The organism is Pararhizobium sp. DWP1-1-3 (assembly GCF_049896125.1).
In the GTDB taxonomy this organism is placed as follows: domain Bacteria; phylum Pseudomonadota; class Alphaproteobacteria; order Rhizobiales; family Rhizobiaceae; genus Pararhizobium.
The window spans coordinates 586,935-611,350 of the sequence record NZ_JAFCTR010000003.1 but is presented as its reverse complement, the minus strand read 5'-3'; the positions used below and the strand labels follow the sequence as shown (position 1 = coordinate 611,350).

The window sequence follows — 24,416 nt, the reverse complement described above, 5'->3', positions numbered from 1 at the left end:
GATGTATTTTTCTCAATTTCCAAGCGACGATCGGGTAAGAGATCACTATAGGATTCGATATGCCAGCAACTGCAAGAGACTACAGCCTGATCGGACGAGACGCGCAATTGGCCGAAGTAAACGGTTTCGCGGCTGCAGAATGGTATTCATGTTCCATCCCTCGAAAGGAACTGAAGGAACTGATGAAAAGAAGCGACGGCCCGGCGTTGCGAGATACCGCCCTCTGGGTCTCATGTCTTGTTTTGTCAGCGGCAGGCGGCGTGTTTTTTTGGGCTACGTGGTGGGCCGTGCCGTTTTTCGTCGTCTACGGCGTTCTCTACGGCTCATCAAGCGACAGCCGATGGCACGAGACAGGCCATGGTACCGCGTTCAAGACGCGGTGGATGAACGATATCCTTTATCACGTCGCCAGTTTCATGATTCTGCGGGAACCGACGGTATGGCGCTGGAGCCATACGCGGCACCACACAGACACAATTATTGTGGGGCGGGATCCGGAGATTGCGGTGCCCCGTCCGCCCGATGGAATAGGGCTCATCCTTAACATCTTCGCGTTGAAGAGCACTTGTCACACTCTGAAGGGCCTTGTTCGACACGCAAGTGGGCGGCTGACAAAGGAAGAGGAGACTTTTATTCCGGAGATGGAGGGTCGTAAGGTGTACCTCGTTGCGCGGATTTACCTGCTCATCTTTGCGATCGTCGCGGTAGCGTGTTTTCAGCTGCAGACCATCCTGCCGGCGATGCTGATTGGGCTGCCGACCCTCTACGGAGGATTCATGGCGATCTTCTTCGGACTAACCCAGCATACGGGGCTTGCAGAAGATGTGCTCGATCACCGCTTGAACACCCGTACCGTCTACATGAACCCGATCTTTCGCTTTCTCTACTGGAACATGAATTATCATATCGAGCACCACATGTTCCCGATGGTGCCATACCATGCGTTGCCCCGTCTTCATGCTCTCATAAAGGACGACTGCCCGCCGCCCTATCCGAGCACACTGGCGGCCTATCGCGAGATCATTCCGACTGTGTTGAAGCAGATGCGAGACCCGTCCTATTTCGTGGTGCGCAGGCTCCCTGGCGGCACAACAGCCGCGCCTTACAACCACGGCTCAATTATCAAGATCGCAGAACGGAACACGGGGAGGGCGTCATGATCGGAAACTGGATCGATGCCTGTGCTGCAGGCGATATTGAAAACGAAGATGTTATTCGGTTCGATCATGAAGGCCTAACGTTTGCGATCTATCGGACCGAGGACGACCGATACTTCGCCACTGCCGGGCTCTGCACCCATGAAGCCGTGCACCTATCGGGTGGCCTCGTGATGGGTACAATCATCGAATGCCCGAAACACAATGGGCGTTTCGACTTTACGTCCGGCAAGGCCAAGGGCGCGCCCGTGTGTGTCGATCTGCGCACGTTTCCGGTGAAGGTCGAAGATGACCGCGTTTATGTGCAGATCGACGCATGACAAACGAAACTGCAACGGGACAAATCATCATTGTTGGTGCGGGCGAGTGTGGCGGACGAGCCGCCGTGGCGCTTCGTGAACGCGGATGGAAAGGAAAGATTACCGTCGTCGGAGAGGAAACGTTGCCCCCTTACGAGCGGCCCCAGCTTTCCAAAGGATTCCTAACAAAGAAGGACGAGACCTCGACTTTTGGCAATGCGGACTCAACGAAATTCGGGCCGCTGAAGATAGAGCATCTCGTCAGCGTAAAGGTCGAGTCGCTCGACAGGGCGGCCCACAGTCTGTCTTTGGCAGATGGCCGACATATTTTCTACGATCGCCTGCTGCTCGCGACGGGCGCCTCGGCGCGGCGTCCGTCTGTACCTGGTGGTGAATTGGCGTTGTGCCTCCGCACAAGCGCGGACGCCGAGAATATCAGAACCCGGCTGCATCCTGGGAAAAAGGTTGTCATCATCGGCAGGGGGCTGATTGGACTTGAGCTTGCCGCAAGCGCGACGATATTGGGATGTTCTGTCACCCTCATCGAGCGCAATGACAAGGTTCTGTCCCGGTGTGCACCTATATCAATCGCAGGCATCGTCGAGGCAAGACACCGAGCTGAGGGGGTGAGGTTTATCTTCGGGACCGGAGTAAAGTCGATTGAAGATCGAACTGACGGGCTTTTAGTCTCAACCACCGCCGATTTGACACTGGATGCCGACGTCGTCATCGCAGGAATTGGCGCGCTCCCAAACGTTGCGCTAGCGAAGGCTGCCGGACTCGTAGTTGACAACGGCATTTCGACAAATGAGTTTTTACAGACGTCAGATCCTGACATCTATGCCGCCGGAGACTGCGCGTCGACGATTCATCCCCTGCTTGACGGGGTTCGTTTGCGCCTCGAATCCTGGCGCAGCGCTCTTGATCAAGGCGAAAGGGCTGCACGCAACATACTAGGCGAAGACGTAAGGCAGGAGACGTTGCCATGGTTCTGGTCGGATCAGTTCGAACTTTGCCTACAGGTGGTGGGCCTCCCGCAAACAGCAGCCACCACTATCGAGCGCTGGCTCAGCCCGGACTCTTTGCTCAATTTTCATCTCGATGGAGAAGGTAGACTGGTGGCGGCAAGCGCGGTTGGACAGCTAAATTTAATCGCGAAAGATATTCGCGTCGCGGAAATGCTTATCGTTCAGAGCGCTCGGCCTGACCCGCGGTTGTTGGCCGAACCAGGCTACCGCCTGAAAACTCTACTCGCTGCTTAGGATTATAGGATGAAATCGACCCAGCCCACTGTCGCCGACTTGCTCTCTCTGAAGGGCAAACGGCAACTCACGAAGCTTCGCGTTGAGACGCTTGAGGAGGCCGCGGCCGCCGGCGTTGCCGACATCGACATGCTTTCCGTGCCGCCTGAACTTTTGCAGCATCCGGGGTTTCGGGATGCCTGTCCGCGACCGTTCGTCGTCGGGGGCCTGGAACCCGGCGCTTACATTACTGAGGAGGATTACCTCCGAGTGGCGTTCCGGCTGCTCAAGGCGGGTGCGAACGCCGTCTACTGCGGAGCCAGCCTTGGTATCGTCCGGCGTCTGCGCGACGAGGGCATACCTGTTGTCGGCCACGTCGGCCTCATTCCGTCCCGCCGGACCTGGACCGGCGGGTTCAAGGCAGTTGGCAAGACTGCGTATTCGGCGTTGGATATCTGGCGAATGACCAAGGCGTTGGAAGACGCGGGGGCATTCGCCGCCGAGATCGAAGTCGTTCCTCCTCAGGTCGCCGCCGCTATTTCAGAGAAGACAACGTTGCTCATGATTTCAATGGGTGCCGGGGCGGGCTGCGATGCCCAGTACCTGTTTGCCACGGACGTTCTTGGCTGCCACGACGGTCACTATCCACGGCACTCAAAAGTGTATCGGAACTTTTCAACGGAGTACCGCCGCCTACAAGCCGAACGTGTATCCGCATTTTGCGAATATGCAGCGGATGTCGCAAGTGGTGCTTTCCCCGCTGACAACCACCTCGTTGTAATAGAACCGGAAGAACTTAGGCTTTTTCTGACCGAGCTTGAGGGTGTCGCAGGATGAGAAACTGGCGCGTTGCAGGTATCAATTTCGATCACATGCATATGGGGGATTTGCTGCGCGAGGTTTACCAACATCCCGAAGCCGAAATCGTCGGGGTTTGCGATAAATCGCCAGAACGCATGCAGTCGGCCATCGCGTCCTTTAATCTCGGCACGAACAAAGTCTTTCATGATGTCGATAGGTGTGTGGAACAGACAAAACCTGACCTGGTCATCCTCTGCGCGGCGACGGCGGATCACGCCGACTATGTCGAGCAACTGGCGAAGTACCGGGTGCATGTGCTCGTCGAGAAGCCATTCGCCGCCTCAATCGCTGACTCAGACCGGATGACTAGGGCCGTGGAAGACAGCGGGAAACTTCTCGCGGTAAACTGGCCTCTCGCCTGGTATCCATGCCATGTCACTGCAAAGCGGTTGATCGACGACGGTGCGATCGGCGAGGTCATTGAGGTCCATTTTTACGACGGGAACCGTGGTCCTTTATATCACTTGGCTGATAAGGCGGAAGTTAGTCAAAAGGAGGTCGAAGCTGCAAAGCCGAGCTCATGGTGGTATAAGCACGAATCGGGCGGCGGCAGTCTTCGTGACTATCTGGGTTATGGCACCACTCTTGGCACATGGTTCATGAACGGCGAGAAGCCTGTGGAGGTGACATGTGTCGTGGACCAGCCGGCGGGCTTAGAAGTCGATGAGCATTCCATCACGATCTGCCGTTACCAAAGTGGTCTTTCGAAGTTCGAGACCCGGTGGGGAACGTTTACAGATCCTTGGACCCAGCAGCCTCAACCGAAATGCGGTTTCGTCATCGTCGGTTCCGAAGGCACCATCTCCAGTTTTGACTACGAACAGCATGTGACTGTCCAGACCCGACAACGACTTACGCCAACGCGCGTCGAGGCTGACGTCCTTCAGGATGGACACCGATCTGCTGTTGAGTATGTCATCAGGTGTATGGAAACCGGAAACCCGATAGTGGGACCGCTTGATCCGGCAATCTCACGCATCGGACAGCAGATCATTGACAGCGCCGTATTATCGGCGAGAGAAAAGCGAACAGTAGGACTACTGTCATGAGCGGGCCGACCGACAGCGACTACGCCCTAAAGTCTGCGAACGCGCGTTTGGTTGATGCGCCGGTCCTCAATTATCTTCCGCCGCGCAGCAGATCCTATTCTCCTGGCATTGCCGTGATCGGAGCGGGCGGAATTTCGTCTGCACACCTAGATGCATACCGGGACGCCGGTTACGATGTGAGGGTAATCTGCAATCGCACCCTTGCAAAAGCCGAGGAACGCAGAAACGCATTTTTTCCCCAAGCAGAAACTTCTTCTGACTTCGAGGCTGTCCTCAATCGTGACGATATCGAAATCGTGGACATCACAACGCATCCCGAAGCGCGCTATGCGATGATCGAACGTGCACTCCAGTCAGGAAAGCACGTCTTATCGCAAAAGCCTTTCGTCCTTAAGCTTGACTCAGGACTAAGGCTCGTCGAGCTTGCCGAAAAACGCAGCCTCAAGCTTGCTGTGAACCAGAACGGCCGCTGGGCACCGCATCTTAGCTACATGCGTGAAGCGGTTAAAAGCGGCCTCATTGGTCAAATTGTATCGTGCCATGTTGGCATCCACTGGAACCATGGGTGGATTAAGGGCACGACGTTTGAAACTAACCATCACCTGGTGTTTCAGGATTTCGCGATCCATTGGTTCGACTTCCTGGTCAGCCTCATCGGCGATCGAGCATCCTCGGTGGTGGCGACCAACGCACGCGCTGTCGATCAGGACGTCGCCCCGCCGCTTCTGGCCCAAGCGCTGGTCCAATTTGAGGGGGGCCAGGCGTCGTTCGTGTTCAACGGGGCTACCAAGTATGGGCCGCTGGACTGCACCTACATCTGCGGAACGAAAGGCAGTCTCGTCAGCACCGGTCCAAGCTTGGGCACACAGTCGGTTGAACTCTGGACAGAGCGCGGCGTGGCGCGGCCTGAACTCGTGGGCACTTGGTTCAATGACGGTTTCCGTGGAGCGATGGGGGAGCTGATGTGTGCGATCGAGGATGACCGGGCACCGCTACACAACGCGCGTGACAACCTCGCGAGTATTGCTCTGACGACGGCCGCGGTAAGATCGGCCGTTGAAGGAAACATCGTTCACATCTTCTAATTTTACTGACGCAGCCAGACGTCTCGATATTTATTGAGCATTGTCGCGCTTTGGGTCCGTGTGTGGAACGCCTGGAATGGCATCGGTCTCTCCCTCGCGCGTCGCTGGTGCAGGAAGTCCATCAATGGCACGCTTGTCACTGCGGAGGCGGAACGCTCGCGACTAGTTCAGAGAGAGCGCCATTCGTTCTGAGCTCCACGCTCCAGATCCGCAATTTACCCGTATCGCGTTTGGATCTGTCCGAGACGTTCAACGTCCAGTTTCCCATCATGGGTTGGCCCACTATGGCACCCAGCTCGCCAGGCAAAGTCGAATCATAAATTGCGACCAGATTGTCGGTGGATCCGCCAAGTTGAGGATGAAGGACGGTACTCCGGCCCGCAGGCGACATCAAAACCACTCTGAGATCGCCGATGTATGAATGTTCTATGTCGACCGTCACCTTGATTTCGGCCACGATACCTGACTCTGTTATGGAGATAGTGCTCGAAATACCCGCGGTTTCGCTGTCGGGAATAGACGCCATTGGTTCTGCCCGCCCAGAAGCGACCAAATTTGCCGTCGGTGTGCCGACCTTGAACGTGGTGATTTCGGCCGGAGCGGAAATATCCGATATCACCAGCCCAGAATCGCGCCCGTCCCATTCCCTCGAATTTGGCGAAGACGCGGCAGAGAGAACGATGCCCTCGATGGCGCCGTAAAGGTCCTCGCCATCACCGCGGTTCGCATCGAGCTCGAGATCTCGGCGTCCGTCTGCCTGAAGCAACGCACACTGGTAGTGTTTTGTAGCCGTGCCCTGCTGCAACTCATTAGAACCCAGAATATCGCAATGATAGACCGCAAGCCCGCTCGCCGGCAGACCTCTGTCGAGCCCGATCCTGGACCTATTTTCGATTAGAAAGTATTCGTTGGTTTTGGAAGTCTGATATTTCATTACGGTCTTGTAGTCGCCGTGACGGGCTTCGTAAGCAGCGGCTCTGTTCAAGTCGATTTCTTCGTCGCACCACCCAGCTAAGTCGCGCAGATAGGCGCAGACAGGTGATGGGCTGCGGCCATTGTCATTGTGATTTCCAGCTCCCATGAGACAATAGCTGCCGATCCCGGCGCTTTTGACACTGTCGTTGTCGCGTTCCCCGTAGTCATACATGTCCGGGAAGCGGCACAGCAGGTGCCCGTTTTCATGGCAAAATGTGCCGATCGTCAGATCAGTTGGCGTACGACCGAGGCTGGTTAGGAGGTAAAGATCCGTCCGCATCGTGCCAAATCGCAAATCGATATTCCAGTTATGCGGCCAGAGTTCCCCTCGATATTGCGTTTGCCCGGCGTACATGATGTTGAGGGCATCAACGACATTTTCGTTGCGGGAATCGAATTGTTTAAGATCGACGCCGTCCGCGACGGCGAGCTGAAGTGCCTCCTCGACCAATAGATTGTTAACGTAGAACTCTCGGTTCCTACTGAGTGTGTAAGGACCAACTACGATATTGGTGTAGTCAAGTTTTCCGGACGACACGCGGTTGAAATACTCATTGGCAGAACATACGTTGCCATTACGGGTATAGTTCGCGCCATTCAGCATATCATCGACATCCGCACGCGTGACCGTACTTGCGAGGTCGTCGAAATTTACCAGGATCGTCAGACCTTTTATTGTGCCTATCGAGAGAACTCGACCTTCTAGGAGGCCTTGGTTCGGTCCTAAAGTGCGAATAACCCTTTCTTCACGGTGCCCACCGGACATCGCCGATCGACGATGTTTTCGGGCTGCGGCCCGCGCGACGATCGTGCCCTGTGATTCCTGCAAGTAACGGACCAGTCCGGCAGGGGCGGGGTCGGACAGCGGTATACCGGTCGACCGAAAGCTCCCTGCGGAAAGTCGTGCGTAGCAGAATAGGCCAAGCCCGTCGTCATAGACGGTCGAATACCCGTTTTTGTCTTCATAGCGGGCGTAGTGCTCGTCACCAAATACCCTCAAGCTAATATCGGTTCCGTTTGATTGGCCGAATGTCAGGACTTCACCGAATATCGCGGTCAATGGACTACTCCTCTGTTGGCGGCAGACGCGACCGCCGGCCCATTTTCTGCGTACGCTCCTCGATTTTTCTCATTCTTACTTCGTCAGTTTCAGTAGAATGACGTTTCACCTCGTCAGTTGGCGGAGACGTCACGGGAACGCCTGTCGTGGTAAAACTGCCTTCCACGATCCGGGCGTAGCAAAACAAGCCGAGCTCGTCGTCATATATGGCGGGAAAGCCATCGGGTGTTTCATAAGTGGCATAGAATTCGGTGCCGCGAACAATCAGTTCGACGTCGGGGCCATTGGCTTGCCCCAGTGAAACCTTTTCGCCAAATATTCCTACCATGCGAGCATCCCTCGAAAAGTTGTCGCGGCATTGAAGGCGTCCACGGAGTAATCATCTCCTTCGTGAGACGCTCATCTACGCCTAGGGTGCGTCTATCATAAGCTATCGACCCGTTCTCCACCGGATACACCCGTTCATGCAAGAATGGTAACAGGAGCTATCAGACAGTCTCGCATGTATTTCTGGGCCGGCACATTAAAGAAACGATCACCGAGGCGCCGCAGAGCGCCTCGGACGTCAGTTCACTTGTGCCGCAGGGGGCCCCTGAAAAATGTAGGGCATCAAGTATTGATCTCATTCCATGACAGCTGCGAATCGCATCCATTTCACAATGGAGTCGATCGGCGAATTGTCCGGCATCTTCAGCGGACTTTGATCTGGATGAAATCCCCGTGACAATGCGGAATCCGGGTCAGAGAGCAGAACGCCAACAAAGGTCAGCGCCACAAGACAGCTTCCCAATTCGCCCAAATGGTTGCCTCCGGCCGCCTCTGCCTCGGCGAGAACATAAAACCACAGCGGCGTCCGAGTGTGAAAACCAGACTGTGATCCCGAAAGAAAATCGCGAAGCTGTGGTTTCGCGGCAAAAAGGGTGGAAACATCTACGATCGGACCTGATTGAACCGCACCAATCTGTTTGAGATGTTTGTGAAGCGCCTGTCCTGTCGGGAGGCGGAGGTTATATCCACGCCGCAGGTTGCGCCGCGCGAGGCTCTTGAACAGCTTCTGGAGCTCGACGTCGGGCTCGTTGACGCCCTCTTTCACCATAACTCGCAAAGGCGGCGCGAGCTCGGTGTCGAGTTTTCTTGCGAACCTTGCCGCTTCTCCATCTGCGGCATCGTGCGGTGACACGCCTGTGAAACGCGTCCAGTCTATCACCCAATTTTTGGGTAGCTTTTTACCCTGGTCGATGTTGCCGCCGCCGCCGGTGAAGCCAAAAAGTAGATTAAGGGTGGCATGGGGAAGAATAGGTGGACCCGGTCGGCCGAAGTTCCTGTTGTAATCGTACAACGCCCGCACCATCGTGTGGCCGAAGCGATACGCGGCGACCGAAAACTCCAGCGGCAGGGCGTTACCCAATCTGGAATTCTGCTTTCTCGAGTCGTATTCTGCGCGGAATTTAAAGAAGTGGGAAGCCCTGTCATCGAGTACTCGCTGTACTACCGCGGGGTCGCAGACTCCTTTTAAATAGCCTTCCACAATAAGCCATTGATAGTGGAGTCTCGTTAGAGACTGGGCGGCGTTGAAATCGGGGAGCCATCCTGTGTTATGGGTCGCTAGATAGTCCACGACCTTGTTGTGAAATCGCAGAAAGCTCAAGTGAAACTGGGCCACGACCAAGTTTTCGTCATTACGGTTATCCCCGATGATCGCGCGCTGGGAGAGCGTATCGGAAAATTTCTGAAACGCGTCTGGGGGCATCGCGGATTGCGCAATCGCAAGAGCCGCGTTGCGAACGGCCTGCTGGACCTGGCCGTAACGAGGTAGGTCGCGATGTTCGTCCAAGCTGTCGTCTGGCAGAGGACCATCTCCGATGGCTGTGCCGACCCGCATCTTGTTTTTCAGGGTCGGATGCCTCAAGCCCGAAATCACGGTGACGACTTCGGGACCGATATCAGCCCCGACCGGTGAACCTCCGTAGACGCTGTCCAGATCGAAACGAGGCGATCGTGCATTTCGAAAGTCTCGCTCGACGTCCGACGATGCCACAGGTGGGTGAGCATTCGCGATACTGGTGATTGCACCCTCGCGGTCGGTTCGCGCGGTAAGCTCGTGATCCAGGAATTGACCCCAGTAGGTCAAAACCGGGGGCAAGGTAGAGTCTTTGCTGGCATCTTCCTGGGTGTTCTCGTCAGCCACAACATCGATCATAAGATCGCCGAGTTGGTCGAGCTCATCTACGGTTACCGGCGCTTCCGGCAAGTAGTTTTCCGGTGCGTCTAGCGGCGGAACGAAATATCCGAAATCCGCTTCCTCATCGACAGCAACATCACCTGTCGCTGGCTGCCCCGCTCGGAGTTTGGAACCCGAAACTAACTTTTCTTTTTCGGAACCACCATGCGATTGAAAAACGATTGCCATTAGCAACACCCTCCGTTTTTTCAGCCAATGAATGCCTACTACTACAGGTCGCAGCTAAAAGCGAATATTAGCATTGACTACAATTGATGGGGGTTAATTAGTTACTATTTATGCATGGATGTGCCCGAACTTGGAACGGCGTCCGAATTCAAACGTCAGTAACGACGTATTTCCACCAACTTTCACGATGGACTTTGGACCCTTAAGAGACCGCCGAATTGTCTGAGGCCTTTGGCAACGGATTTTGTGCAGGCTCAACAGTTAAGCGCACTGTTGTTGGCAAGAAACGCTCCACTCCCTTGTGCTGCTAGCATATCTGCAATGTCCGGTTTTTAATTGTCCGGCGAAGTGAGAAAATTTGATTGTGGGACGTAGGCACGGCAGCAGCCGGTGGAGATCGATATGGCTGCAAATGCACTGGTACAAACTCGTATTGATGCCGAGGTTCGGGATCGTGCCTCCGCAGTGCTTGGAAATATGGGGCTTACGGTATCGGACGCGGTTCGTATCTTACTAACCCGGACGGCCAACGAAGGTGCGCTGCCGCTGGAGCTTCTTTCAGGTAATGAAGCCCATGACGCTTGGTTTTGCACCAAGGTACTTGAAGCGCTGAACGATACTCGACCGGACGTCTCGGATGACGAAGTCGAGGCACATTTTGCTGAACGTCGAGCGGCAGCTCGACTAAACGCGGGTGCGCGCAAATCGTGAAGCTTACCTGGTCTGCGTTCGCGTTATCGGATCGCGACGCCATCTTCACATACATAGAAGCAGAAAATCCGTTAGCGGCCATTCTGGTCGACGAACGGATCGTTGCTGCCGTCCGTCGGTTGATAGATTTTCCCGCGAGCGGTTTTTGGAACGGGCAACAGGATGCGATCCTCAAACTCCCTACGCCACGCACCCGAGCTGGCGACGATCCCAATTAGGGAATGCCCGGCGATTAGGTGTCACCGCCCGGCATGCTCTGTCAGTCGAGGTACTGTTCGTCGGTGACTTTTTCCATCCAGTCGACGGCCTTATCGTCCTTGACGTTGGACACGGCGATATGGCTCACGCCATTTTTATCGGTCGCGCCGTGCCAGTGCTTGACGCCAGGCGGTGTCCACACCACGTCGCCGGATCGGATTTGGCGCTTCTGACCGCCTTCCTCCTGAACCCAGCCGGATCCCGAGGTGACGATCAGGACCTGTCCCGCAGGATGGGTATGCCAGGCCGAACGCGCGCCCGGTTCGAAGGTCACAAGGCCTCCGGAATTGGTGGTATGCTCGTTGTTCATGTAGAGCATGTCGATCATGACCGAGCCTGTGAAGTTGGCTTCCGGTCCCTTGGCAGTCGGCCTTGAGCCCGCTGGAAAGATCTCGGTAGATTCGGCGAATGCTTGTGTTGTTGCGAAGATGCCAAAGAGTATGGCAGTCGTGGCGAGCAGTTTCATCATTTCGTCCTTCTGTGGCGTCGTAGCGAGTTTTGTCCGGATGTGTGAGCGGCGACCATCGCAGCGTCATCGTTGTCCGTTGGCGAGGGGAATCTCAAATCCTTTGCGATGACAGCTGTCGACAGCCTCTCATCAGCAATTAAGCTCGTCGGCGGATCCCTGAGGCGGACCTTCTGGGATCGCGTTCAGCCCTCAAGAGGGACGCTTATCGATAACGTCTTTCACCACCGGCAAAGCGGAAAAGACATTTGGCCAACCCGCATAGAATGCGAGCTGCGTCAGCATTTCTGATGCTTCTTCCGGTTTGATGCCGTTATCCATTGCCCGGTTGAGGTGATAGGTCACCTGCGCGACCTGTCCGTTGGCGATCAACGACGTCACCGTAATCAGGCTCCTGTCCCGTGGAGCCAACCCTGGGCGAAGCCACACGTCTTTGAACAAGAGGTCGTTTGTGAAGTGCGCTACGCCGGGAGACGTGGGCGTGACGGTCTGTTCTACGGTGGACTGCCGCGAAGCATTTTTCTCACCATCCAGCGGCAGGAGCGATGGCGACGCTTCAGGCAGCTTGTCCGGACCGACGCCGCGTGCTGCAAAAACATCCTTGGCGACGGCGACTGCAGCGGTTGCATTTGCCCAACCGGAGTAGAAAGCGAGATGGGTGATGATCTCCGAGAGCTCCGACGGTTTTACGCCGTTATCGAGTGCCAGGTTGAAGTGGTGGGCGAACTCCACGGTCTGGTTCCTGGCGATCAGGGTGGCGACGGTGATGACACTGCGATCACGTGGCGTGAGACCCGGCCGTTCCCACAAGTCGCCGATAAGAGCGGTGTTTGTGTATTTCGCCAACGCCGGCGAGACCGACATCATGTCCTGCGCGGTAACTGGAGGATTGGCAAGCGGGTATTTTCTATCGTCGGCAAAGGCTGGCGCCGTGGCCAGTGAGACAGAAAGCGCCGTAGCTGCAAGGTGCTGCTTCATGGGTCAAGTCCTTCCGTTTGGTGACATGAACGGACGCAACCGCGACCGTCACATGGATATAGCAAGGCGAGTCCAGCGGGATTAGACGTCGCTTTCCGATAGTACTTATGCGCCCATCCCATCAATCGGGCGCAGCAAGTGCGCTTGAGAGTATCGCCACCCTGCAACGGGTTCAGGGAACCTTATCTATGCTGACAGTGACGCTTCCGGATCGGTCAAAGATCGAGACATCGCCCTGGACCTGACCCAGAGTGACGATGCCGGGCGACGGTACGCGTCCCTCACGGTAGTAGATGACGAAATCCCCCGAACTCCAAAGGCCAAGCGTCCCCGCGGAAAATTCCCGCTGGCGAGGGGCTGACGGCAGTGCAGCCGGCAGGTTGCCCGTCTTCTCCTGGCGCAGATGATCGTCCATCTTGATCGTCAACGGCAGCATTACGGCAAGGGCGCGTGCAGCCGCGTTGTCAGCCAGTTCGGCCGTGACATTGCCCCAGTCGGATGAAATTGAAATGCGGTCCTGCGCCAAGGAGGCTCCTCCAAGCGTTAGTGTGAGCAAAGCGGCTATCATCGATGTTTCTGGGAGACGTTTCATATTCCACCATTCTGTGACTGAAAATGAAGCTTTCCCGATGACCGCAAACCAGCCAACGAGTAGTGCGAAAGTATCGCGACACCTGCGACGACCGCTGTCCAATGTGCAAAAAACGGCGTTACCGAGGCCGTAAAATCCCAGAACTCAATGCTGTAGCCAAACATCAGCTTGGTCGAGACGCCGAGGACAGCGAAACTCCAGGCACCAAGAGCTACGAAGATCACCGCAACAATTCTGAACACGCCGGTCCTGATTCTCGACGGAGAGAAATCGAATACTGTGCCGGTCGTCGCCATCACACGTGTCCAATGGCTGCCGACATGAACGGCGATGATCATCGCAACCCAATAGGCGGAGAACCAGTGGAGTTCGACGATGCTCACATTGTCCGTGAATTGGATGAAGCTCAGCACCGAGCGGGAGATCAGCACGCTCGTCGCCAACAGCACCGCCATATTGATCGCGAGCCAGGTATGAATCACCATGATCGCCCAGCGACGGGCATCATAACGGCCGATGAGAAGTTTCAAGAACCAGCGCCTGTTGGTGTAGAGGTGCCATGCCAAAAGTCCGAACATGGCCGTTCCAAAAATCTCATGCGGGCCGTTGTCGAGCCACCAGTAGGCGAGCGACAGCAACAAGAGCGCGGCCATACTGGCCGGAAGAAGAAGGCGGTCGGTCGCTAGCCGGAGCATGCCAGCACCCCGCTGACATCAAAGCGCATCGTCATCGGAGATCGCTCCATCGAACGTAAACATGAATTGTTCGGATTGCTGTGACCGGTGGCAGGAATAACAGCGAGCGACATTCTCGTTCGCCTTGATGGTTCTGTCCGGCCAGAACCACTGGTATTCCCACTGATCGGCGCCATTACCGATTTTCTGTCCGACGAGATAGCGCGTGAGAACATCGCTCTGATAGTCGACAAGAACCATATGCGTTCCGGTGGGAACAGGCTGCCCGGCCTTGATCGCCGCGAGTGCTTCAGGGCTTGTCAGCATGTGCTCACTGGTGATCCCCCGCCGAACCGTCGTGTAATGTTCGAGCTGATTGAGAGGCGGGAATGTCACCGAGTTCGACGCCGCAAGTGCTGTCGTCGGCGATAGCTCGGTTTCGACCGGAAAATAGCCTGCCAGAACGATCACGAAGGGTAGGGCCATCAAGCCGGACCAGTGAAAAATGTTCATAGTGTTCATCCCTTATGCCGAGCGATCAACCGCTGCCGCACTCTCTGCCTCGCCATGCGTACGCATATTCTCGAGTTGGCGGAGACCGATGGAAGGACTGAGGTCACGAGCAACTCCCGCGGCCCCATTCCGGTTTACCGGTCAAGCGAGGTGTTGATCGAAGAAGCCTTTCAACTTGTCGAACGGGATCAGATCGACACGGTCGTAGAGATCGACGTGACCCGCGCCCTTGACCCAAACCAGTTCCTTCGGCTCAGAGGCACGCTTGTAGGCGTCCTCGCTGAACTCCTTCGAATGGGCCTGGTCGCCTGAGATGAACAGCATCGGCCGCGGCGAAATCGTCTCGATGTCGTTGAACGGGTAGAAGTTCGCGAACTTGACCATGCTGCTCATCGTTGGCTTGGTGGTCGTCTGCTTCGTTGCACCTGCCGGCGTGAACTCGCCGCGCGGCGTCCGGTAGAAGTCGAAGAACTCGCGCTGGACAGGATCGGTGTCGGCTGTCAGTTCCAGAGTGGTGCCCCCGACGTATTGGATAGGGGCGCCATCTGCTTCGGCCCAGCGCTGCTCGGCAGCTTCCGCGATGAACGCCTTGCGCTGCTCGACGCTCTGGGAGTGGTTGAGCGCGTCACGGAAGGCCGAGCCCATATCGTACATGCTGACGGTGGCGACCGCCTTGATGCGCGGATCGATCTTGGCCGCACTGATGACAAAGCTGCCACTGCCACAGACCCCAATAGCGCCGATGTTGCCGCGGTCAACGAAGGAATGGGAGCCGAGGAAATCGACACCCGCGCTGAACGCTTCCGAATAGACTTCCGGGGAAACCATGTTACGCGACTGACCTTCGCTCTCGCCCCAGAAGGGCAGGTCGATGGACATAGCGACAAAACCCTGTTCGGCCATCTTGGTGGCATAGAGATTGGCGCTCTGCTCTTTCACGGCACCCATCGGGTGACCGACGATGATGGCCGGGTTTTTCGACGCACGGTCAAGGTCTTTGGGTAGGAAGAGATTACCGGCGACATTCGTCTGGTACTGGGTTTTGAACGTGACCTTCTGCAGGGTCACGCGGTCGCTGGTGTAGAAATTGGACGCGCCGTTGGACATGTCTTGAGCCTTTGCATCTGTCATGTTGAAAATGGACATCGCACCGAGGGCTGCGACGCTGACACCCGTCATCTTTAGTAGGCGGCGCCGATCGATACCGGTCGTCGAGGTCTGTGGGTCGTCTTGATTGTGGTTGGTCATCTGCATGTCTCCTTGAGTGGTGATGAGATGGAAATTGAGCTGGAGGGAGTGACCGCCGTGTTTCATCGGCGTGTGGAACGCCAGGCGGCGATGGCGAACAGAAATGAGCCGACCAGCAGCACCGCAGCGAACAGGAAGGTGGTCCACCAGCCGTAGCCGTCGAACAGGACTCCGCCGATAGAGGCGCCAAGGGTGATTGCGAGCTGGATCGTTGCGACTTGCAGCCCGCCGCCTGCCTCCGCGTCGTCGGCCATGTTGCGGCTGAGCCATGTCCCCCAGCCGACGGGAGCTGCCGTGCTGAACACACCCCAGCCGATCAGAAGCATCGCGGTGATCGTCGAGGACGATCCGAATGCAATCAGCCCCAATGCGATGAAGGCCATGATCAGCGGGATTGCAGCGAGAATGACGAACAATCGCTTCGGAAGGAGATGAGTGACGATCGTGCTCCCTGCGACACCCGCCAGCCCCATTAGCAGGAGCAGGAGAGACAGGGTCGAGATCGAGACAGACGTCACCGTTTCCAGGAAGGGGCGGAGGTATGTGAACAAAGCGAACTGGCCCATGAAGAGCAGCATGATCGAGACCATGCCGATGGCCACCGGGGGGCGGATAAGCAATCGAAAAACATTCGACGAGCCCTCGTTGCGAGGAGGCAGTGATGGCAGGCTGATCCACTGCCAGACGAGAGCCAGCAGGGCCACTGGAACGACGGCAAAGAATGCGCCTCTCCAGCCTATGTAGCTGCCAAGCAGACTTCCTAAAGGGGCCGCGATCGTTGCCGCGATGGCATTGCCTGCATTCAGCATCGCAAGGCCCTTCGGCACGGAATCCTCAGGCACCAGCCGCATGACGATCGAAGTCGACATCGACCAGAAGCCGCCAATGGCGATACCCAACAAGGCGCGCCCAATCATCAGCATGAGATAGTTGGGGGCGAAAGTGACGATCGTTCCGGAGGTTACCAGGATCAGTGAAAATGACGCAAGGACCAGCCGCCTGTCCAATCGCCGCGTTAGCCCGGCCACCAAGATGCTGGTGAGGACCGCAAAGATGCCGGAGATCGAGATCGCCTGGCCAGCGCGACCCTCCGTGACGCCCAACTCCGTAGCAATTGGCGATAGAAGGCTGACGGGCATGAACTCCGAGGCGATCAGAACCGCGACACATAGCGCCATTGAGATGACCGCGCCCCAGGCTGCAATTGGTAAAGCCGAATCGGCGGGTATCCCGAACGCAGGGTCGATGTCGTCGTTGTCGAAGTCGGATCGTGTGAGAGCGTGCTGTGTCATGGCGGCAATATATGCCGGGGTCAGCTTGAAGATTAGCCATTGCAATTCGCTTGGACTTATCGATTGATGACATCAATCGATAACGCTTGGAGGGAACCATGAAGCGGGAAGATCTAAACGACATGCTCTGGTTCCTGGCCGTGGCGGAGGAGCGGAGCTTCACCAAGGCGGCTGCGAAACTTGGCACGTCGCAATCGACGATCAGTCATACGATCAAGAAGCTCGAAGCCCGGATGGGATTGCGCCTTCTGACCCGCACCACCCGTAGTGTTTCACCGACCGAGGCAGGCGAGAGGCTGATCCGCTCTCTTGCACCTCGCATCGAAGAGCTCGAAACCGAAATCGACGAATTGATGGCAATCCGGGACAAGCCGTCCGGCTCAGTGCGGATCACGCTTTCCGACCACGCGTTGGAAAGCGTCGTCTGGCCGAAATTACGGTTAGTGCTACGGGACTACCCTGACATCAAGGTCGAGCTGAACAGCGACAATGGCTTTCGGAACATTGTGGAAGAAAAGTTCGACGCCGGCGTGCGACTTGGCGAGAGCGTGGACAAGGACATGATCGCCGTCCGCATCGGTCCCGACTGGCGTCTAATCGCCGTCGGGTCTCCGGAGTATTTCGCTAACCGGGCAGTTCCTGAAACACCGCAGGATCTTGTCGGTCATGATTGTATCAACCACCGGCAGTCGCATCTGGGTGGGCTGTACAGTTGGGAATTCGAAAAGGACGGCAGGGAGTTACGTGTCCGTGTCGAGGGTCAACTGACCTTCAACACGTCTTACGCGATGATCGATGCGGCCGTGAAGGGCTATGGCATCGCCTACGTGCCAGAAAACCTAGTGGAACGTCAGATTGTGTCTGGAGAATTGGTGCAGGTCCTGGATGACTGGACGCCCCTGTTTTCGGGGTACTACCTCTACTATCCCAGCAGACGACAAAACTCTCCAGCGTTTAAGGTCGTTGTTGAAGCGCTTCGTGTCTAAGGTCGATTTCCAAAAAAAGGCGATGGTCCGGGCCCGACATTGCTCCCGCCACTGTTTTGATGTGCTGCCTGCATGGAAGGCTGGTGGCAGAGGTGAAGACGAAGCGTGTGAAACTACTCCCGATTAAGGTTAGTCAGGCGCTGGCACGCACCATATTGAAACAAGCTGATCGCGGCCCCGAACATGGTGGTTCTCATCTGACCTTAGGCCAACGACGATTGTCGCAGGATCGAAGCCTCGCTAGCGCACAGCACTAACGAGTGCAGCACTTTCCATGGGCGGCCCCTTCGATTGAGATCCTAACGGCTCATTCTGGCACCTCGATGCCGTTCAGGGGCCGTCCACTCCAACATCAAGGCGTGCATAAAGGGAACAGCCGCGATCAAACAGCAGCGTCCTTTTTCAGAAGAATGCCGCGCGGACGCATATCTGCGGACACAAATGTCAGCCAGTAAGTCAATCTGGTGGCTAACTCAAACCAATAGTCGTGAGGCCTCAGGAGTTTGAAACGCGCGTCGGGGATCGCCCTGGCTTCCATGGTGGTGTGATTAAGCAACATATCCGGAAAGAGAGAGTGTAGACCACGGGTTGATTTCGAACTACATGTTATGTCTATCCACACTGGGGGAATTTACATAAAATTTTGAAGTATATTTATCTGATTTGTTATTTTGTGGGTGAGCCGCATGCGCATATTTTCGGATGAGAACCTGGAAGTGATATATCGCGCGGGGTCATCTCCCTATCTTCTCATCACCTTTAACGAGATGGAAATGACGGCGAACGGCAGTCGCTTCTGGGGGCAGCGGTTCTGTGAGAAAGCCGGCATTTCTGCGCTTGGCTTCATCAGTCGACGGCCGAACTGGTTTCCGGCAGCGAGCGTCGTTAAGGCTGTCGAGGCCGCTGCGCCCATTCTTAATACAGCACGGGAGCGGGTCCTTTACGGACACTCACAGGGCGGCTACGCGGCGTTACGCTACCGCAGGCGCTTCAACGCTGACGTTGCCATCGCCTTTTGCCCTCAAGTCTCGATCGATCCGAAGGCGGTTCCTTTTGACGGCAGGTTTGCACGCCATTTCTCGCCCGAACTCCACACCAATATGGCGATAGCGCCCGATCACGCAGCCGGGCGGGCCTATCTCTTCTTCGATCCGTTCCACGCCGTCGATCGCCAGCACGCCGTTCGGATAGGTATGCGGCAGGAGAAGACGCATCTCATTCCGGTTCACATGACCGGCCATGGCACCGTTCGGGCATTTACCGGGACGGCGCGCGCGCTATCGCTGATAGAGGCCTGCCGCGCAGACGATCTTCCGGCTCTACGCCCTCTGGTTCGCGCAGCCCGACTGACGGCGCCAATGAGACCCTATCAGATCGCCGTGGCGGCGATCGCTCGCCATCGGGCCTGGGCAGATCGGTTTCATGCGCACTTCGGAGTGACTTTCTCTCCTGTCGAGCGGGCAAATTTTCTCTACCATCGGGCCAATCGCCACATTCGCGATGGAGAGCTTGCTGCGGCGCGGACCTTGCTTGTGGACGCTATGACGTATCAGTCGGAAAATCCTGGCTTCGCCGGCCGCCTGGCGGAACTGGACGGCCGTATCGCGCGTAGCTGCGGTAAGGATGGCACCTCGCGTTCATGATCTGAAAGTTGCCGCGCCTGGCCTGGAGGACGGCCTTTCCGAACATGACGGCACACCCACAGGCCGTGCGCGCGGCCATAAGTTCACCTGAAATGCACTGGTTTTCGGGGAAGAACAGGCGGTTACGAAGGCCGAAGTAGATCGCGGGTTTTCACCCGCAATCTACTTCAATTACCTGCAAGCGACCGCGCTTCGTGCCGTGGTCGGGGCTTTGATTTCCATGGTGACGAAGGCAGCCAGGTCGGCGCGGGAAAGTGCCATGTGCAGGTTGGAACTCACGAAGCTGCGGGTGAGCCGCAATCGAAGGTGTGGCCGCGGATTGGAACGGCCTGATCGTCTGCCTGGTCATCAGGGCGATCATGGCATCCGTCAACTGGATCTCGCCGCCGGCGCCGGGGGACGGGTTTTCCAGCAGGTCGAATATCTCGGGTCGAATGATGTAGCGCCCGGAAATGAACAGGTTGCTCGGCAACGTGTCGGGCACTGGCTTTTCCACGAGATCGGTGACAAGGGGACCATCGCCGCTTGCCTTCAGGGACACGATGCCGAATTTGTGGGCCTCTTCGGGGGCGCATCGTTCCACCGCGACGATGTTGCCACCGTGGCGGTCATGTTAAAGTGCGTGCGGGAGAAGCGCCGGGGCCTCGGTCGTTACCGCATCGAGTTTCCTGCGCAGCAACGCCCGATACAGTTTGAGATGTTCGCGTGCGCAACCCAGGTGATCAGCCGGTTGTCGCATCGAGCTACGCAGCTGTTCCCAGATCTGGTTATTGCCCAATGTCTCCGCGATACGGTCCGCGAGATCCTGACTGCTGCCTGCGCGGAAGTGAAGGCCGTCCTTGCCGTCACGCACTTTCTCGGCCATCCCGCCGATATCGGAGCTGATCATCGGTCGGCAATGGAGCAGGGCCTCCTGGATCACGACGGGCGAGTTTTCCCACCAGACGGACGGCAAAACCACCCAGTCGACCGAACGCATAAGGCGCGGTACCTCCGCGTTCTGGTACGCGCCATAGAAGCGGACGCGGGGTCCGGCGTCCGCAATGAGCTTCCTCATCCGCTCCTGGAATTCGATTGGCTGGCGTTCAAGATTGCCGCCGAAGATCATCAGGCAGGAGTCTTCGCCCCACAGTTCCTTCGGAATGCGCGAAACAGCGTCAATTAGGACATCGACCCCCTTGAACGGCGTCATCTGTCCGAAATAGGCAAAGCGGTTGCGGCGAGGGTTGGCTCCCTGCAACACACGGGCGGGCGCAGCCGCTTCCACAGCGATCCCGTTTTCGATCACGAAGAGCTTGTCCTTTTCAATGCCCCACGCGGTGTAGCGATCCGCCAGAAAACGGCTGGGCGAGACGAAAGCATCGGCAAGGCCAAGCATCCCGCGAGTAAACTGCTCACGCTTGAGGAAGCGTGAGACGGGGATATCGGGAAAGCAACCGTGGCAGGCGACGGGAGAGGCTGTTTCGCACAGCTGTCCTGAGTGTCGCTTCACCATTTGCCCGTGGTTGTGGCAGATCGACAGGTATTCGTGGAACGTAACGAGGATGGCGGCGTGCGGGAATGCTTCTCTGAGTGCATAGAGCGCTTCAAGGCCGATGCCGAGAACGTGGTGGAAATGTATGACATGGGGCCTCAGATCACGTGCGAAACGCAAAAGGTCCCGGCTGATCGTCTTGGTATCACCGTTGGACAGAAAGAAATGGTCATAGTCGTCAGCGTGGAACACCAACTCGTCCTCGGCAAGGCGAAGGCTCATCAGCGCGGACGCGGCGTGGCGTGGGACAGGATTGCCGACCCGGGCCAGGTAAACCGATTCTACGTTTGGCAGTGCGTTCAGGCCGCGATGCAGGTTGTGAGATGCGATTTCCGCTCCGCCGAGCGAGAGTGTTGGGTGCGCGTGCGAGACGACAAGGATGCGAAGCTTTTCGTTCATGTAGGCCTCTTTTCCAGGTGCTTTTTTATGCCGAGAACCGGCGACCATTGGCTCTTGAAGATCTTGCGGTCGATCTCTTCCACCAGCGCGGTCAAAGCCGGGCTACCTCCGCCGCGTACGTCGTCGCAGCCCCACATCTGCACCGATGGAAGCACATAGGATTCGATGCCCGACAGGTTGAGGCGAAGGCCGAGATCCAGACCCTTTTCATGCGCCCCAAGATAGCCGGCGGAAAAGCCACCCGCACGCGCCACAGCGTTGCGAGGCATGATGCAGCACGCGAGCGATGCAGCTGCGATACGGGTCAGTGTCATGTCGGTGACCGCCTTGAGCGGATAGCCGGTATAGCGACCTACGACAGGCTGGTCGTCGTTGTCTTCCTCGATCCAGCTCCCCGCCCAGCGAATGGAATGGTCCTCATATGCCAGAACGGGCGAGACGACGCTTCCTTTCAGGGTCGCGCTGGTTGCCACCAATTTGCCGTACCAGCCTGCCGCGCGCGGGATCAGCGAGGCGGAGAGCGAGACGACCGTTTCGCAGGTGAGTGCTTGTATGCCCGCTTCAAGCATGTCGCAGTCATCGCCGCTTCCGTTCACCGATACCAGCCGAACCGAAAGGCCGTAGAACCGCGCGAGTTCCCTGATACGGGCGGTTTGCCTGCGAAAGCGCACTTCAGGCATGGCGATGACGATCGGCGCGGCTCGGGTTTCCGGATCGAGCGCGAGCAAGGCCAATAGTGGGGCAATGTCCTCCTCGCTTTCGCCGGCACCGATGACGATCGGCGGGCTGCTTTCCTCATCGAAGCGGCCAGTATTCAAGATGGTGTCGATGACAGGGACCGACCTTCCAGACTGTCTGAGGAAAGGGACAATTTGCGTATCGATGATCGCCGGCAGCGCGCAGTTCGCGGGATCGATGGCGCCGATCTGGCGCAATGTCGCGGAACGCGCCGAAACCCGCACCGGTTTCGCCGGTAAAAAAGCGCGGCGTAAATCGCGTAGCGTTAATTCGAAGTAGAGAGATGCGTCAGGATCGTCACTCGGTAATTGTGCCTGGGCGATGAAGCCATGGGTATGCTGTTCGCCCCGAAGGCTCGGAGCGAAGTGCTGCTGCTCGTTGAAACTGTCCGAGACGTCAGGGCGATCGAAGCGCGTCCAACATTCGTCGAGGCGAGCCGCGGCATTGTTTCGGCACAACCCCACCGTTGTGATGTGGCCGTCGGGGTCATAAAGCCAGCCGGAGACGAGGAGATTGCCTCCATCTGCCTCGAATACGTTGTCTATGCCCATCCGGACGGGATAGGGCAGGCTGGAGACGGTTTCCTTGCCCGCAAAGCTGTTGGCAGCGGCTCGAAGGGAAAGCAGCACGTCGGGAGAGCCATGGGTCCGCAGCAGGATCGACCGGATATGTTCGGGCGTTTCCATTGGGCCGGTGATGCGTTTTTTGGGGTGGAGTGCAATGTGCCGCCAACCGGCGCGCGCCCGAAAGACCAGACCTTCGATGTCCAGAGCGCCGGTCGCTTTGTTGGCATCGAGAAGGCCGACAAAACCGGAGGCGCCATCGGGGGCGTCGGGCCGGGGAAAGACCGCGATGCCGAACTCAGCGATCACCGGTGTCGCATTGCCTACCACGAACATCCGGCAAGATCCGGGCGCCATGCCGCGGCTCCAGCCTTGCAGGAACGTCACACCATCATGGCTTTCACCGATCAGCTCGACGAAACCATCACTTGCGTGAGCCGCTTGCAAGAGCGCGGTGATTGTCAGAAGCCTGTGGCGGGTAACATCGCCGGCCATCAGCTCGTCCACGAGCCCATCGATGACCGCGGCTGACTGGGATCCCGCGGACTCGAGAATAAGCGTGGCTGCTTCCTCTGCGGCGGCGAGCCGGGGTGCGAAGATGAACTGCGCGCCCGTCTCCTCCTCTCCGAACCGTATCGTGCTTATGTCCGGGTGTGCGTCCCCTATTGGCAGGAGTGCTGCAAACCCATGCCTGGCCCGAGGTGAGGGCGCGGACAATCGCCATTCCGAAACAAACGCGCTTCGCGTGTCTGCGAGGTCGTCGCCAATGACGACCATCGCGCTGCCGGCGGCGACACGGCCAAGGCCGATGATCAGCAAGGTTGTCTCGTCGATGCGGTAGCCGATAACCCGCCCAGGGCGCATTGCCCTGTTCGCCGCATGCCTGCCTGTTGCGGGGCTCGTAACAGCCCGGGATTGTTCTGTAGCCAGCACGCCGTCCTCGCTGCGCATCATATCCTGACAATCAGCGCAAGGCTCGCGCCCGCGGCAAATCCCACGAGAACAAACAGCAACAGCAGCAGCGGCTTCAATTCGCCGTTCCCACGCTTGCGCAGAGTGTTCAAGTTCTTTTCCATTCCACCCACGACCCCATCCAGCCGCATGAGATGGACGTCGAGATCATTCAGCCTTTGGCCGATATCCACCCTGAGGCTCTCGACGGCGTGGCCGACCTCGCTGAGGCCGGTGGATTCTGCCTTGTCGGCGTCAAGGTCCGGTGCGCGCTGCAACGAGCGCTGGGAGACCTGCAGCTGCCGTTGGGACGCCATCAGCACGTCGAGCTTGTCGAGCACCTTCGCGAGCGGCGCGGCGATAAGAGCCTCGGCCGCCTGCTCGTTTGGTTGTGGAACGCGCAAGGCCTGCTCGGAACCACTTTCATTTCTCGCCATGACGACGATATCGCTCGCGCGCGACTGAACGGGATCGGGCAGCGCGATTTCAAATGCATGATTGCCATCGCCAATGCCGTTGCGCCGCAAGTCCGGGCGATTGCGATCGGCAACGGCCTCTGCAATCACCTTGCCATCGAGCAGGACACGGATGATCAGACGTTGATCCGGCGCCATCGGGTCGAATGCCCAGCCGAAGATCCTGCCCATGTCGATGGCGTCCACCCGGCCGCTCATCGGCTTGGCATTGTCCTGTTCGGACGCGGCATCCAGTCGTTCAGCGGGAATGGCCATGA

At 57.4% G+C, this 24,416-nt stretch carries 23 protein-coding genes and 1 pseudogene; 10 read left to right on the top strand and 14 right to left on the bottom strand.

The features are described from left to right. Positions 1-59: 59 nt before the first annotated feature. Genes ACP7BS_RS10780 through ACP7BS_RS10755 form a run of 6 tightly spaced genes read left to right on the top strand, consistent with a single transcriptional unit; the run spans position 60 to position 5,692 of the window. Entirely contained in the window at positions 60-1,160 is a 1,101-nt protein-coding gene (locus tag ACP7BS_RS10780) for a fatty acid desaturase family protein (protein WP_426230734.1), read from the top strand. Continuing rightward, positions 1,157-1,477, top strand: a complete 321-nt coding sequence (locus tag ACP7BS_RS10775; protein ID WP_426238029.1) for a MocE family 2Fe-2S type ferredoxin — start codon at positions 1,157-1,159, stop codon at positions 1,475-1,477. Before ACP7BS_RS10780 ends, ACP7BS_RS10775 begins: the two co-directional genes overlap by 4 nt. Then, entirely contained in the window at positions 1,474-2,718 is a 1,245-nt protein-coding gene (locus ACP7BS_RS10770; protein ID WP_426238027.1) for an NAD(P)/FAD-dependent oxidoreductase, read from the top strand. Before ACP7BS_RS10775 ends, ACP7BS_RS10770 begins: the two co-directional genes overlap by 4 nt. Positions 2,719-2,727: 9 nt before the next feature. Beyond that, positions 2,728-3,534: a 3-methyl-2-oxobutanoate hydroxymethyltransferase gene (locus tag ACP7BS_RS10765; protein WP_426238025.1), complete on the top strand. Its 807-nt coding sequence runs from the start codon at positions 2,728-2,730 to the stop codon at positions 3,532-3,534. Next, complete coding sequence (locus ACP7BS_RS10760) at positions 3,531-4,607, top strand: Gfo/Idh/MocA family protein (protein WP_426238023.1); 1,077 nt, start codon at positions 3,531-3,533, stop codon at positions 4,605-4,607. The genes ACP7BS_RS10765 and ACP7BS_RS10760 overlap by 4 nt, the downstream gene beginning before the upstream one ends. Further along, positions 4,604-5,692 carry a Gfo/Idh/MocA family protein gene (locus tag ACP7BS_RS10755; RefSeq protein WP_426238021.1) on the top strand — a complete coding sequence of 363 codons (1,089 nt, stop codon included), beginning with the start codon at positions 4,604-4,606 and terminating at the stop codon, positions 5,690-5,692. The genes ACP7BS_RS10760 and ACP7BS_RS10755 overlap by 4 nt, the downstream gene beginning before the upstream one ends. Positions 5,693-5,828: 136 nt before the next feature. On the opposite strand, the gene ACP7BS_RS10750 is transcribed toward ACP7BS_RS10755, so the two are convergent. The 3 genes from ACP7BS_RS10750 to ACP7BS_RS10740 all read right to left on the bottom strand — a co-directional run bounded on the left by ACP7BS_RS10750 (position 5,829) and on the right by ACP7BS_RS10740 (position 10,137). Next, a complete protein-coding gene (locus tag ACP7BS_RS10750; protein WP_426238019.1) occupies positions 5,829-7,727 on the bottom strand; it encodes a M6 family metalloprotease domain-containing protein in 1,899 nt (632 codons plus the stop codon). Between the two features lie 4 nt (positions 7,728-7,731). After that, positions 7,732-8,055, bottom strand: coding sequence for a hypothetical protein (locus ACP7BS_RS10745; RefSeq protein ID WP_426230727.1), 324 nt, complete (start codon positions 8,053-8,055; stop codon positions 7,732-7,734). Between the two features lie 294 nt (positions 8,056-8,349). After that, positions 8,350-10,137, bottom strand: coding sequence for a peroxidase family protein (locus ACP7BS_RS10740; protein ID WP_426230726.1), 1,788 nt, complete (start codon positions 10,135-10,137; stop codon positions 8,350-8,352). A gap of 402 nt (positions 10,138-10,539) precedes the next feature. Between ACP7BS_RS10740 and ACP7BS_RS10735 the strand changes: the two genes are divergently transcribed. After that, positions 10,540-10,848, top strand: coding sequence for a type II toxin-antitoxin system RelB/DinJ family antitoxin (locus tag ACP7BS_RS10735; RefSeq protein ID WP_426238017.1), 309 nt, complete (start codon positions 10,540-10,542; stop codon positions 10,846-10,848). Continuing rightward, a pseudogene (locus ACP7BS_RS10730) lies at positions 10,845-10,991 on the top strand (type II toxin-antitoxin system RelE/ParE family toxin); the annotation flags it as partial. The gene ACP7BS_RS10735 and the pseudogene ACP7BS_RS10730, both read left to right, overlap by 4 nt. Before the next feature lie 116 nt (positions 10,992-11,107). Here ACP7BS_RS10730 and ACP7BS_RS10725 read toward each other — a convergent pair. From ACP7BS_RS10725 to ACP7BS_RS10695, 7 genes are all read right to left on the bottom strand, one after another. Beyond that, positions 11,108-11,575, bottom strand: a complete 468-nt coding sequence (locus ACP7BS_RS10725) for a (R)-mandelonitrile lyase (RefSeq protein WP_426238015.1) — start codon at positions 11,573-11,575, stop codon at positions 11,108-11,110. Positions 11,576-11,764: 189 nt separating this feature from the next. Next, the gene (locus ACP7BS_RS10720) at positions 11,765-12,550 is read right to left on the bottom strand and encodes a carboxymuconolactone decarboxylase family protein (protein ID WP_426238013.1); all 786 of its coding nucleotides are present in this window, start codon (positions 12,548-12,550) and stop codon (positions 11,765-11,767) included. Positions 12,551-12,722: 172 nt separating this feature from the next. After that, a complete protein-coding gene (locus ACP7BS_RS10715; protein ID WP_426238012.1) occupies positions 12,723-13,076 on the bottom strand; it encodes a cyclophilin-like fold protein in 354 nt (117 codons plus the stop codon). A gap of 62 nt (positions 13,077-13,138) precedes the next feature. Further along, entirely contained in the window at positions 13,139-13,837 is a 699-nt protein-coding gene (locus ACP7BS_RS10710; RefSeq protein ID WP_426238010.1) for a DUF4405 domain-containing protein, read from the bottom strand. Between the two features lie 18 nt (positions 13,838-13,855). Then, entirely contained in the window at positions 13,856-14,329 is a 474-nt protein-coding gene (locus ACP7BS_RS10705; RefSeq protein WP_426238008.1) for a hypothetical protein, read from the bottom strand. A 141-nt stretch (positions 14,330-14,470) separates the two neighbouring features. Next, positions 14,471-15,577 carry an alpha/beta hydrolase gene (locus ACP7BS_RS10700; RefSeq protein ID WP_426230719.1) on the bottom strand — a complete coding sequence of 369 codons (1,107 nt, stop codon included), beginning with the start codon at positions 15,575-15,577 and terminating at the stop codon, positions 14,471-14,473. Between the two features lie 62 nt (positions 15,578-15,639). Next, positions 15,640-16,869, bottom strand: coding sequence for an MFS transporter (locus tag ACP7BS_RS10695; RefSeq protein WP_426230718.1), 1,230 nt, complete (start codon positions 16,867-16,869; stop codon positions 15,640-15,642). Between the two features lie 98 nt (positions 16,870-16,967). Here ACP7BS_RS10695 and ACP7BS_RS10690 point away from each other — a divergent pair, with 98 nt between their 5' ends. Beyond that, the gene (locus ACP7BS_RS10690) at positions 16,968-17,855 is read left to right on the top strand and encodes a LysR family transcriptional regulator (protein WP_426230717.1); all 888 of its coding nucleotides are present in this window, start codon (positions 16,968-16,970) and stop codon (positions 17,853-17,855) included. 686 nt (positions 17,856-18,541) lie between these two features. Beyond that, positions 18,542-19,498, top strand: coding sequence for a hypothetical protein (locus tag ACP7BS_RS10685; protein WP_426230716.1), 957 nt, complete (start codon positions 18,542-18,544; stop codon positions 19,496-19,498). 151 nt (positions 19,499-19,649) lie between these two features. On the opposite strand, the gene ACP7BS_RS10680 is transcribed toward ACP7BS_RS10685, so the two are convergent. The 4 genes from ACP7BS_RS10680 to ACP7BS_RS10665 form a co-directional block, all read right to left on the bottom strand. Then, a complete protein-coding gene (locus ACP7BS_RS10680; RefSeq protein WP_426238006.1) occupies positions 19,650-20,039 on the bottom strand; it encodes a hypothetical protein in 390 nt (129 codons plus the stop codon). A 72-nt stretch (positions 20,040-20,111) separates the two neighbouring features. Beyond that, positions 20,112-21,431, bottom strand: a complete 1,320-nt coding sequence (locus tag ACP7BS_RS10675) for a glycosyltransferase family 4 protein (protein WP_426238004.1) — start codon at positions 21,429-21,431, stop codon at positions 20,112-20,114. Continuing rightward, a complete protein-coding gene (locus ACP7BS_RS10670) occupies positions 21,428-23,683 on the bottom strand; it encodes a glycosyltransferase family 2 protein (protein ID WP_426238002.1) in 2,256 nt (751 codons plus the stop codon). Before ACP7BS_RS10670 ends, ACP7BS_RS10675 begins: the two co-directional genes overlap by 4 nt. Then, positions 23,683-24,414: a hypothetical protein gene (locus ACP7BS_RS10665; protein ID WP_426238000.1), complete on the bottom strand. Its 732-nt coding sequence runs from the start codon at positions 24,412-24,414 to the stop codon at positions 23,683-23,685. The genes ACP7BS_RS10670 and ACP7BS_RS10665 overlap by 1 nt, the downstream gene beginning before the upstream one ends. Positions 24,415-24,416: the final 2 nt, after the last annotated feature.